Origin of the sequence: Kordiimonas pumila (genome assembly GCF_015240255.1) — a bacterium.
Lineage (GTDB): Bacteria > Pseudomonadota > Alphaproteobacteria > Sphingomonadales > Kordiimonadaceae > Kordiimonas > Kordiimonas pumila.
The window spans coordinates 1271358-1283448 of record NZ_CP061205.1 but is presented as its reverse complement, the minus strand read 5'-3'; the positions used below and the strand labels follow the sequence as shown (position 1 = coordinate 1283448).

Genomic DNA, 12091 nt, shown 5'->3' with positions numbered 1-12091 from the left:
TGTGTAAGCGGTGTTTCAGAACCAGTCTTAAAGGGTACTATTTAGGCTGGTTTCGAACGGGCTTGCCCGGCAAAACATTCGTATCTAGCACGCCGCCAGAAACCACTGGCACGCCGCCCACAATCACATACTTAAAGCCAACGGAAGGCTGGGCTGGTGTTTCGTACGTTGCTTTGTCTGATACAGTTGCAAGGTCAAAGATCACGATGTCTGCGTCAGCACCCACCTGTATGCGGCCTTTTTTCTTCATTTGCGGTACAGCATCTTCCAGAATATGGGCAGGGCCGTAACTAACGCGGCGCATTGCCTCCACAAGGGAAACGGCTTTCATTTCACGTACATATTGACGCAGGAACCGTGAATAGGTACCGGCGCTGCGTGGGTGGCTCCATGCTTCCTTTGGCACCGGCCATGTATCAGACGAAATCATTTTACCGTCGATCAGCCATGTACCACCGTCAGAGGCAATCACGCCGCCCGGAAACAGGATAGACTGGTCAAGAAAGGCCTGATCTTCCGGCTTCTCTGTATCAAGGAAATGGATCACAGAATCAGTGCCTGGCTTTTCGCGTTGCAGATATTCAAATTCTTCTTCTGTAGTGCGGTGGCCGCCGACATCAAAGTTATGGGCTGTCATGCCGCCTATGCGCTCGCGCCAGTTCGGGCCGCGGAACATCGCCGCACCAATCGCGGTTGAACCAGCACCGTATGGGTAAGCCTCTGTCGTAACCTTCAGGCCTTGCTCCTGTGCTTCAGCAACCATTTCGCCGATCATGCCAATATCGCGCAGGCTAATAGAATTCATGTGTACAATATGTGCATGCACACCCGTACCCGCCGCCGCCTGAATAATTTCGCCCATACCTTCAAACGAGCTTTCAGGCTCTAGCACGGAAAGGAAGCGTGCATGGGTAAATGTTGGCACCCCTGCTTTAGCGGCAATTTCAGATACTTGATAGTATTCCTTGCGGCCCGTGCCGGGAGCATAGCCAAGCAGGAAACCAACACCCAAACCGCCTTCATCGATACCTTCCTGAACAAGCGCATCAATTTTTTCAAGTTGGGCTGGCGTTGCAATCTTTGTTTGCCATTCCGTGTTGCTGAAATTGCTAAAGAACCATTCAATGCTGTTATCTGGCTCAACATCCAAAAGCGCGGCAATGCGCGCAGAAGCCCAGTTTACAGACGCGCCGTAGTTAATCGGGCGGCCTTCCTTCGCAATATCATCGTAAAAACCACTGATCGGCATCGCGCCTGCTTCAAGCTCAAGCCCTGTTGTTACACCGTCAAGCGCCTGCATGCGGGCTGCTGGAATTGTTTGACCGTGGGCATGCAGGTCAATAAAGCCGGGAGCCACAACAAGGCCCTTGGCATCAATCACTTTACCCGCTGAAAGTGTATCTGTTGTTACAGTAACAATCTCGCCGCCTTTAATGCCGACATTCTGAATAGCATCAAGGCCTGTCTCGGGGTCAATCACCCGGCCACCAATGATCGCTATGTCATACTTTGTCTCCGCCGCCGATACGGGTGCCAAAGCACCGCCAACAACAAAGGCCACAACACTAATATACTGGAAAAAAATCTTCATGTTATATCCCCCTAGTTTGCCCTTAAAGGCAAAGTCCCGCTTATAAGATATTATTGAAAACTCAGAACAAGGCCCCCCGGCGTACCGAGGGGCCAGATAGTCATTACTTAGAAATCGATCTTCATGTTCACGCCGATTGTGCGTGGGCGCTCATAAACGCCAGAAGAAGAAACAATTGGGTCACCCGTTACAGGATCCGCACCCAGAATTGGGTCTTGGCGATTTGTCAGTTTGTACTCGTCAAACAGGTTACGTGCGTAAACTGTAAAGGACAGGTTTTCACTGGAAAGCGTGACGTTAAGGTCTGTAATCAGACGGCTATCAAGCTGCGTTGCCGCAGAACCTGGTGCCTGACTATAAGCAGATATGGATTTGCCTGCATAGCGGAAGCCACCACCAAAGTTAGCTGTCCAGCTATCAACCACATCAACCCTGTAATCCCACTGCAATGACGCAGTCCATTTGGGCAGATTTGGCAGGAACTCACCCTCAACACCGCCAATTGTTGGCTCATCAGATTTCAGCGTACTGTGCGAATATGCAATAGATGCTGTTAGAGTAAGCGCATCTACTGGACGCACAATGAACGAGCCGTCAAGACCATAGGCTGAAAGGCCGTCTTCTGCGTTACCACCAGTACTGATACCGTTCAGGAATACAGACGCTTGGAAATTAGCCCAGTCAATTTTCCAGAGAGCAACGTCATATGCGAACATATTGTCAGCGAAGTTACCCTTCACACCCAGTTCGTAGCTCCACGCATGGTCAGACGCTACAAAAGCAGGTGCCACGTTCACACCGTTTGTATCCAGAACTGGAATGTTACTTTGTGCTGGACGGTAGCCACTTGCAACACGGGCATAGAAAGACATGTCGTCATGCACACGGTACCGTGCAGCAAGAAGATATGTATCAACTGTATCTTTTACAGGTGTGTTAACCAGATCTCCCGGTGGCAGGAACACACCTGATGCAATGTAAGACAGAATAATCTTGTTTTTACTGATACGCGCACCGGCTGTGATGTCAAAATTATCATTCACATAGTAAGTCACATCACCAAAGGCTGCTTTTTCCGTATAATCAGACGGGAAAGCAATTGTCAGCAGGTCAAACGCGGGGGTTGCTTGCAGCGACTGGTTATTGATTGTATCTTCTGATGCATAATACAGGCCGGCGATCCATTCAAAAGCACCCATACGCTCTGATGTTAAGCGTACTTCCTGTACAAACTTTTTAGAGCCCAACGTCTGGTCAAAATCAACCTGCGTTGTTGTACCCGGTGCACGACCATCAAACAGATCGGCATAAATGGCATAATCAGCCGTAAAGTCTGAATAGCCGCCATAAGAATATTTGCTATGGCTTGTTGTTGACGTCACCGTACCCCAACCAAGATCATACTCGATCGAACCTGACATAATGCGGAAATCAAGGAATTTCGGTCCAGGAGGGTTAATGTTGCTATACCCACCAAACAGGGCTTCATCACCCTGTGGTACGAGCGTAGTCGTAGCATCAGCAGAAAAATCCATTTCCTGCTTCAAATACTTAAGACGGATACGAAGTTCATCAGTTGGCGTGAACAGCGCATCAGCCATATAACCCGTTACTTCACTGCCGTTATAGTCTTCCTGAACAAGCGCGCCAGTGCCGTCAACCTGATCAACATAACCGCCAGTATCTTGGTAAAAACCAGAGAAGGTAACGCCGAGTTTGTCTTCAACAACAGGCACACTTACACGGCCGTTGAAAATCTTGCTCATTTCGCCGCCTTTAGTGGTGGCAATATCAGCACCCACAGAACCACGGAACTCCTGCAAGGCAGGGTCGCGAGAAATATAGCGCATCATACCGCCTACAGATGTAGCACCGTACAGTGTACCTTGTGGGCCTTTAATAACCTCAACGCGCTCGATGTCCATCAGAAGGCCATCAAATATTATGTTGCCGCCGCCCGCGAAGTTTGTGTTTGATGAAAGTGGAATATCATCAAGATAAATCCCAAACACCGGTGTGGCAGATGACTGCGGTACACCGCGTGCAGATATGTTACCAAGACCTGGTGCACCACCAGTCTGAAAAACAACACCGGGTGTATAATCCAGAATTTCACCAATCTGTTTGATGCCTTTAACTTTAAAGTCATCTGGATTGATAGCGACAACAGAGGCTGGAACGTCTTGAAGCGATTGTTCCCGGCGGCCAGCTGTTACGATAATTTCTTCGAATAGCATTTCGCTTTTATCGCTGCTCTGGCCCTGCGCTGTAGCAGCGCCGGTAAGTGCTGTCAGTGATACAGCCCCTAGCAGTGAATATTTAGCTATAATGTTCAGTGACATTATTTTCCTCCCAAAGTGGTTTTTTGTCGAACGCATGTTTCGTAACTATCTCTCACGTCGCAATTTTTTTTATTATAGCTGCCTTATTATTACAATAATTCTGCCTTGTAAATGTTTTTAGCTGTTTAAACTGAATTATTATCAATTAAGGCTGCCTTAAGGGCTTGATTAAATCACTTCAACAGGTTAAGAATACGAAAATAAAATCAGTCAGAAAGTGTTGCCGTGCCTAAGGATGAGATTGTAAATTCAGAGATTCATAACCCTGATGTGCACGATGCGTACGAGCAGATTATGGATGCCATAGTCACGCAGAAACTGGCGCCAAGCCAAAAAGTTTCCGAGAATGTGTTTAGTGATATGTTTGGCATCAGCCGGTCCATATCCCGCAACCTTATCGAGCGCCTGACAGCCAAGCACTTTTTGGTTTCCATGTCGCCGCGCGTAACACTTGTGGCACCGCTTACCCTTCTTGAGATCAAGCAGAATTTCACACTGCGCAAAATATTGTTGCCGGAAATTTTTGCGCTTGGTGCCCAGAACGTTGATTACGAGGCGCTCAACACCCTTAATAAGCAAATTAGCAGTATGATGCCCATTAAGGATGATGCCTCTGCCTTGCAGGTTTTAAAGACCAACAAGCAGCTTAATATGCTGTTATGCGAGAATGCAGGCTACCCGCTCATGCAGGACTGGGCGCAGCAGCTTGAAGATACCGCCATGCGCATTTACTGGCTGTATGTGAAGGTCAATAAAACCTTTTTCTATTCCAAGGAACAGGTTGAGATGAGTTTCAGCGTGATGAAAAATGAAGAACCCGCCCGCGTCCGTAAGGTGATGTATGATATTCTGTCTCAAACCGAGGAACGCATACTCAACACGGTTTTCTCGCACGAGCAATTCTACACGCAGGACCTAAAGGTTTAAGATACCCTCGCGACCATAGCGACTACAGAACAGAAAAGCCCCCTCCCTGAGGGGGTTTTCTTTTGCGTGGCCTTTGATGCAACACCCACACCACACCGCACCACAATTCAAAGCAACAAAAAGGGCAGCCGGTCACCCGCACTGCCCTTCCGTTATACATGGTAGTCAGGGGGCAAAACATAGCCCCCTTAGCCATTATCTGACTAGAATTTAGCCCTCACACCAAAGTAGAAGGAGCGACCAATCACATCATAGTGGATAGCATTGGTTGCAGTTGGGCCGATAAAGTCTAGTGGAATAACTGGCGGGTCATTATCAAACAGGTTGTTAATGCCAGCATACAGTTCCATGCCTTCATTCAGCTTGTAACGGCCAGACAGGTCGACATAGATCTCAGCGCCGATATTGTTCTGGTCATCAGCAAGCTGTTCTGGGCCCCACTGTACGTTATATTTGCCTGAACCAACATAACGAACCTGTGTAAAGAGACCAAATGTATCCGTATCGTAAGAAACGCTACCGCGCATCTTAAGCTTTGGCAGACCAAAGACAGAACCTTGGCCAACTTCGCCAGCATAGTTCACTTCGTTGGTACCGTCAGCCGCGATCTTTTTAGAATACACATAGCTACCAAGAACTTTAAAGCCGAGCGAAGCGCCGTTATCAAGACCAGCCCTGTACTGTGCTTCAAAATCAAGCCCTTTTACGCGGTATGTACCAAGGTTCAGAAGCTTGTTGGTAATATCAACCACTGTATTATCAGGTGCAAGTGTTACCAGATCACAGAACAGATCGTTGCCCTCAAAACACTCGTCCACAATACTCTGGCTGGAAACCTGTGCAATCGCATCGCTGATATCAATGTCATACCAGTCAACAGATGCCTGGAAGTTATCAAGCCAGCTTGGTGAATATACCATGCCTACAGTTTTTGTGAGCGAGCGCTCTTCCTGCAGGTCAGTATTACCTGTGTTCAGTTCTTGTACAAAATCAGTATTGCCTGTGAACGGGTTGTTAACGTTACCGAACAACAACAATGTTTTCAGGAACACTTCACCGATTGCGGGTGCGCGAATATCACGAGAGATCGTGCCGCGGAAACGCAGTTCATCAAGCGGGTCGTATGTCAGGCCAGCTTTCCATGTAACCACCGAACCACTGGTGCTGTAGTCAGTGTAGCGAACTGCACCGTTAAAGTTCAGTGATTGGCCTGTTGCAGCTTCATCAAGAAGCGGGATCAGCACTTCGCCGAACACTTCTTTCACATTAAAGCTACCAGACAAAGGCTGTGCGTTTGTGATCAGGAACTGAGCCTGCTCAGAGAGATCATCCACTTCACGGTTAAGCGATTCTTTGCGGTACTCAACACCAAACGCTGTTGAAACCGGGCCAGCCCAACCTTCGAACAGGTCGCCGCTGATGCTTGCCGCTACAACTTGCTGCTTAAGCGCTGTATCAGAAATACTGGTACCGGTTACATATTCAATTGCTTCCGCACTTGGTGAACCACTACCAAACAGGTTGATCGGCACACAGTTCGGGTCAAGACCGCTCAGGGCTGCCGCGCAAACAGTGTCGCCTGTTGCAGGGTCAACAACAGCGTCAGACGCCAATGCCATATTGCCCGGGATCAGGTTATTGATCTGGCGGTTAGAGAAGTTTGTTCTGCCATACTGGTAATAAACATCCCAAGCCCAACCACTTTCAAGCTCGCCGTTCAGGCCAGTAACAAAGCGGTAGTTATTGGTTTGGCTTACAGATGTAATCGGTCCAAATTCGCCGTTCGTTCTAAAGAGAGTAAGCGAGTCTGTACCTGTATCATCCATTATTGTTTGCACTGAATCAGGCAGGAACGGGTTACCAGAACTAATTGGAATACCAAAAGAGAACGAATCTACAAGCGCGCCTTCTGAATTAGACTGGCTTGCAGTACCTTCGAAATAGAAATTAATATCTTCAGTGATTTTATAATCTAGCGCTGCAAGAACGTTTTTGCGCTCAAGCGGAATAGCAAGCGCCGCGCTGTCAGCAAGGTAAGAACCACTACCGCCTGCCATCAGGTTACCACCAATATTGCCCAGTTCGCGATCAACAACAGAACCGTCTGGCAAAAACTCAAGGTTACCAAGCGGACCACCAGGAAGTGTCACGCCGTTTGGTGAGGCGATAAACAGGCTAACATCATCAGCAATAATTCTGGATGGAATGCCATCATTTGGGCCTGTATCCAGTGAATTTGTGATGATGCCAGGGTGCCTTTGTGCCCAGTCACGCGCTGTTGCAAGCGGTACGCCTTTGCTGTCATTATAGTCTGCAGCGATCAAAATATGGCCACGACCATCAGCAACATCACTACCAAACGCCATAGAAACACGGTAGTTTTCGTTATCGCCTTCGTCAGAGATGCCGTACTGCGCCTCAACCTTCAAGCCTTCGAGAGTTTTGTCATAAATAACGTTAACCACACCAGAGATCGCATCAGAACCCCAAGCAGCAGAGCCGCCGCCGGTTACAACTTCAATGCGCTGCACAGCAAGTGTCGGAATAACGTTAGTATCTACAACACCAAACTCATCTGTTGGCACATGACGGCGGCCATTTACCAGAATAAGGTTACGGTTGCCACCAAGACCACGAAGGTCAAGTGCATTGGTCGCGTTTCCGCGTGAGTTTAGAATGGTTGATGTCGGCGTAGTGGTACCTGTAAAACTTGGCAACTCATTAATAATGTCTGCCAAATTGGTCGTGCCGCGCGCGGCCATGTCTTCGCTGCCAACCATTGTAACAGGTGTTGGCGATTCGAAACCTGAAGCTTTCAACCGTGTTGTGCTAACAACAATTTCTTCAAATACCATCATATCGTCGCTGGTATCTTGGGCCTGCACTGCGGCAGCCCCCGTAAGTGCAGCCATCGAGACAGCACTCAGTAATGAATATTTCTTTATAATGCTCACTGACATTATTTCCTCCCAAAGCGAAAATGAACGAACACTTAACCCTGACCTCTAACTCGTCGTGTAGGATATTGTTATTGTTGCATTTGCATCATTAGTACAATAATTCAGCCTTGTAAATGTTTTAAGCAGCTATATTATCATAATTAGCAGCCAAATAATGAATAATAGGCAGATAAATTTTATCTCCCAAGCCATTTAACCGCCTAAGGCTGGTTTGATAGCCGGGGTTTAGAGCGCCCCGCATAAAAAGCTATGATACTTTTCTTGATGGCAGAAAATATACCTGAAAATCGTACAGCCACACAGCGCCTAGCGGGGTGAACCAGAATAGTTTTTTCCCCTGCTAACCAGCATTATATACAGGTGCTATATATATAAGGAATAAAAATACAGCGAGACTAGAAAGTATTTGGCCCCTGCGATGCTGCTGCACCAGAGGGGCCTAGAGAGGTATAGATGCTGTCATGATCGGGCTTGTTGTCCTCGGGGCTGAGGCCCTAGGTACCTGCTACCAATAACATTCAGGCGTGTCGCCCCACTTGCGATAAACCGACCCGTTTTATCGGTAGGTCGTTTAATCGCAGCATAATAAGCCACCCAAATGTGGCTATGATTTGTCTTTCAGGCTTGCTTCAAAATGGTGCAACAAGCTTTTGTGCAGCGCCCGCTCGTTCATATCCGGGTTTTCGTACAGCAGATTTTCCCGTGCAAGCCAAAACACTTCACGGAAAGCCAGCGCAATAGCTGAGCTACTGTATGCAGCAAACTGTTCGTCATGCTCACGCATAAAGGCAGAAAGCGTTTCAAGCGCAGTGTCAAACCGGGGGCCAAGACCAGAAAAGCTATCCGCCGCAGACATTTTCTGCGCTAGATCAAGCGCCCTGATAACGCCGCGTCGCTCAGTACACAGGCGAATAAGCAAGCTTATAACAATGCCCGGCATTTCAACGATCAACGCGGGGCACGCCTCAAGTTCTGTCATCAAATGATGAATGGTTACTTCGCACTCAAGCCCCAGCCTGTCATCAAGGCAGTGTAACAAGGCTGTTTTATCGCTAAACCTGTTATAAAAACTGCCAACAGATGCCTTAGCACGCCGTACAATTTCCTGCACAGAAACTTCATGCCAGTGACGGCCAGCGAGCAACTGTTCCGCCGCATCTAAAAACCTAAAAAATGTACGTTCTGACCTATCTTGCGCCGGTGCCTGAACCCACTTTCCGTAAATCCAGACAGCTTCGCCTTCAGCATTCATTGATCCCGCTTCAAATCCCATTCCATACTCCCTAGCCGTATAGATAGCTGCCTGCAAAACCCCTTTTGCCAGCAGTTACAAAATCACCATCATACCGCACATGCAGCATACACTCAGTTAGGCGGTAACTGATAGCCCGGCCACGCTCCCACGATCATAGAAAGTGTCCCGCAGAAAACCACAAAACACCATGCCTATACCAAACTATCAGCTACCTATTATCAACACTCAAAACAGCGATACTCAAAACAGCGTTGGCACTCAGAACACCACCAAAACTCGAAACACACTCAAAACAAACCCAGCCGCTGGCGGCAACCAGTGCCACCAACCATAAAAACAGGCACACAAACACGCCTAACCGCCCCTTGCCAGGCAGCCATAAAACACAAAGGCATGGCTTTTTTAAAAAGCCTCACACCTTTTTAAAAAGCACACAGCAAAGCACCGCAGTCGCAAACACAACACCCAAAAGCGGCGCAACCAAAAGCCACCCATCCGCCGCCGCCAAAGTGCGGCTCAACTTCACTTAAACCTTATTCAAAACACCCTGCTTCAACAGCAAAACTCGGCGTTTCAACTCACTGTCTATATTAGAACCAGAATTCTAATTCTAATACAAGGAAAAAAGCGGAAAACATCATGTTAAATTTTTAAAACACATTGTTTTCAATTAGTTATAGTTTTTATCAGGCTTCTTTTGCCGCAAAAAATACCGGCTTGAAAATTGTGGGTCTGGCAGAATTTCAATAAACAGATAAATCTAACCAACTGTTCCAAGATCGCGCATTTCACCCAGTGCTGATGCAAACGATATAGGCTTTCACGGTGGACGAGGCTTAAGCCGCCCTATAATTAAGGCTTTCATCTGCTCGGTCGCAGCGCTATCAAGTCATAAATTCTACCGAGAAAAAAAAGGGGGGGGACCGATGAAAATTGCCATTATAGGTGCTGGCGCCATAGGAAACTGGATTGGCTGTGCTCTTGCCGCCTCTGGCAACACTATATCCATGCTGGCGCGCGGCCAAAGTCTGGACACTATAAAAACCAGTGGCCTCAGGCTGATCACACAGGAAACCGACACCTCCTATAAAGTGCACGCCTCAGACAATCCAAAAGACCTTGGCAAGCACGACCTTGTTATCATCGCCGTAAAAAGCCACCATCTGACTGATATTGCCTCTGCCGTATCAGAGCTTATCACCCCCAGCTCTATGGTTATTCCCATGATAAACGGTGTTCCCTGGTGGTTTATGGATGATGGTAAAGGCCTTAAAAGCCTTGACCCGGAAGGCTACCTGTCGCGCCTCATTCCTTATCAGCAAATCATCGGCTGTGTTATTCACGCCTCCTGTTCGTCGCCCGCGCCAGCTACAGCGCACCTCAAGTTCGCAGACAAAATTATTCTCGGCGACCCCTCAGGCTGCAACAGTAAAACTGCGGAAAATATACAGAAAATCTTTGAAGCAGCGGCTGTCAAAACAGTGATCAGCACTAATATCCGTCATGATATCTGGTACAAGCTTTGGGGCAACATGACGCTGAACCCCATTTCAGCCCTAACCCGGTCTACATCCCTTGCGGTTCTGGACGATGACTATACCCGACATTTCATGCATGAAATAATGCGCGAAGCACAAGAAATTGGCGCCTCCATTGGGTGCCCGATAGATCAAACACCTGCTGAGCGTAACCAGATCACCCGCACGTTAGGCGATTTTAAAACATCCATGCTGCAAGATCTGGAAGCAGGTAAACAACTGGAAATAGAAGCACTGCTGACGGCACCAAAGGAAATTGCGATCGCACAAGGTATCGCAACACCCAATCTGGATATTTTATTAGGCCTTATCCGGCTGCTTGCTGCCCGGCACGGCAGCAGCTATAAAAGTTAGCGCCCGTAAAAGCCGCAAAAAAGCCGCCCATAAGGACGGCTTTTCAAAAACTTTAGCCCCCCTGATTAAGCGCGGGCAGCAGCGATCACTTCAATTTCCACAAGCGCGCCCGGCAGTACAAAATCCGCCACCACGGTAGAGCGCGGCGGCGGGCTGGCGCTAAAATGCTGGGCATATACTTTATTATACCCGGCAAAGTTCGCGGCGTCTGTTAGCCATACCGTGGTTTTTACCACATCATCCAGCGTGCAGCCTGCCTCGGCAAGAATGGCCTTAATGTTGGCAATGGCTGCTTCTGTCTGTGCTTCAATGCCGCCTTCTGCAAGTTTGCCGTCTGGTCCAAGGCCCAATTGGCCGGTCAGGAAAACAAGGCCGCCAGCCTCAGCCGCTTTTGAATAAGGTGCTGTGCCACCGCCCGGCAACATAATCGGGGCACCTATAATTTTTTTTGTCATCAAGCTACTCCACCATAAAATATACTATGCGTTGCAGCGGGTGTAGCAGGCGCGGTAATTTTGGCAATAGTTTTTGAAACCGGCCTTAATAAAGGTTTGCAAAGCCTGTCGTTTGTGCCCAGTTTAAAAACAGGTCTAGCCACTCGCCCACGGGCTTGCCAACGGCTTTACGCAGGCCAAAACCGTGGCCGCCGTTTGTAAACAAATGGGTTTCAACACGAATATTTTGCGCTTTCAGCGCCGCCCTTAACAGCAGGGCATTTTCGACCGGTACCACGTCATCATCTTCTGCATGCAAAATAAAAAACGGCGGTGCATCGCTCGTGCCAATCCGGTCTACAATACCAGAGACAACCACTTCGTCGGTTTGGGCAAAACTTTCCCGCATATCAACACGTGCTGCAATACGGTGGCGATCAGCAGCATCAATATGCCGCGCGGTCGACGCCATAACACTAAGGTTTTCAAAGGCCTCAAAACCTACACTGTTGCGGCGCTCAAAAGGTTCAGCTATAAGTAGTTAATACTCTAAAATACCACACATTTACACCTTTTAAGGGTATTTAGGCATATTTTATGAAGCATAGTTACCCCACGCTCAAAAAAATGAGGGTGTCGCAGGAAATGCATGGCTGCCACGATAATCTTGCGGCTTTTCAAGGGCATCAA

At 48.2% G+C, this 12091-nt stretch carries 8 protein-coding genes; 2 read left to right on the top strand and 6 right to left on the bottom strand.

The window, feature by feature from the left end:
* Positions 1-37: 37 nt before the first annotated feature.
* On the bottom strand, positions 38-1591 hold the full coding sequence (locus tag ICL80_RS05485; protein WP_194215091.1) for an amidohydrolase family protein: 1554 nt from the start codon (positions 1589-1591) through the stop codon (positions 38-40).
* A 107-nt stretch (positions 1592-1698) separates the two neighbouring features.
* On the bottom strand, positions 1699-3933 hold the full coding sequence (locus ICL80_RS05480) for a TonB-dependent receptor (protein WP_194215090.1): 2235 nt from the start codon (positions 3931-3933) through the stop codon (positions 1699-1701).
* A 225-nt stretch (positions 3934-4158) separates the two neighbouring features.
* Between ICL80_RS05480 and ICL80_RS05475 the strand changes: the two genes are divergently transcribed.
* The gene (locus tag ICL80_RS05475; RefSeq protein ID WP_228073826.1) at positions 4159-4860 is read left to right on the top strand and encodes a GntR family transcriptional regulator; all 702 of its coding nucleotides are present in this window, start codon (positions 4159-4161) and stop codon (positions 4858-4860) included.
* 203 nt (positions 4861-5063) lie between these two features.
* Here the strand turns inward: ICL80_RS05475 and ICL80_RS05470 are convergent, their stop codons facing one another.
* Both ICL80_RS05470 and ICL80_RS05465 read right to left on the bottom strand, forming a co-directional pair.
* Complete coding sequence (locus tag ICL80_RS05470) at positions 5064-7820, bottom strand: TonB-dependent receptor (RefSeq protein ID WP_194215089.1); 2757 nt, start codon at positions 7818-7820, stop codon at positions 5064-5066.
* Positions 7821-8424: 604 nt separating this feature from the next.
* A complete protein-coding gene (locus ICL80_RS05465; protein WP_194215088.1) occupies positions 8425-9093 on the bottom strand; it encodes a helix-turn-helix domain-containing protein in 669 nt (222 codons plus the stop codon).
* A 908-nt stretch (positions 9094-10001) separates the two neighbouring features.
* On the opposite strand from ICL80_RS05465, the gene ICL80_RS05460 reads away from it, so the two are divergent.
* Complete coding sequence (locus tag ICL80_RS05460; protein WP_194215087.1) at positions 10002-10967, top strand: ketopantoate reductase family protein; 966 nt, start codon at positions 10002-10004, stop codon at positions 10965-10967.
* 65 nt (positions 10968-11032) lie between these two features.
* Here the strand turns inward: ICL80_RS05460 and ICL80_RS05455 are convergent, their stop codons facing one another.
* Positions 11033-11422 (bottom strand): RidA family protein, encoded by a 390-nt coding sequence (locus tag ICL80_RS05455; RefSeq protein ID WP_194215086.1) that lies wholly within the window; start codon positions 11420-11422, stop codon positions 11033-11035.
* An 85-nt stretch (positions 11423-11507) separates the two neighbouring features.
* Positions 11508-11873: an alpha/beta hydrolase family protein gene (locus tag ICL80_RS18125; protein ID WP_228073825.1), complete on the bottom strand. Its 366-nt coding sequence runs from the start codon at positions 11871-11873 to the stop codon at positions 11508-11510.
* Between the last annotated feature and the right edge of the window lie 218 nt (positions 11874-12091).

Coding starts and splice junctions, on each gene's coding strand:
- ICL80_RS05485 (WP_194215091.1), bottom strand. CDS start 1,591: ATGAAGATTTTTTTCCAGTATATTAGTGTTGTGGCCTTTGTTGTTGGC.
- ICL80_RS05480 (WP_194215090.1), bottom strand. CDS start 3,933: ATGTCACTGAACATTATAGCTAAATATTCACTGCTAGGGGCTGTATCA.
- ICL80_RS05465 (WP_194215088.1), bottom strand. CDS start 9,093: ATGGGATTTGAAGCGGGATCAATGAATGCTGAAGGCGAAGCTGTCTGG.
- ICL80_RS05470 (WP_194215089.1), bottom strand. CDS start 7,820: ATGTCAGTGAGCATTATAAAGAAATATTCATTACTGAGTGCTGTCTCG.
- ICL80_RS18125 (WP_228073825.1), bottom strand. CDS start 11,873: ATGGCGTCGACCGCGCGGCATATTGATGCTGCTGATCGCCACCGTATT.
- ICL80_RS05460 (WP_194215087.1), top strand. CDS start 10,002: ATGAAAATTGCCATTATAGGTGCTGGCGCCATAGGAAACTGGATTGGC.
- ICL80_RS05455 (WP_194215086.1), bottom strand. CDS start 11,422: ATGACAAAAAAAATTATAGGTGCCCCGATTATGTTGCCGGGCGGTGGC.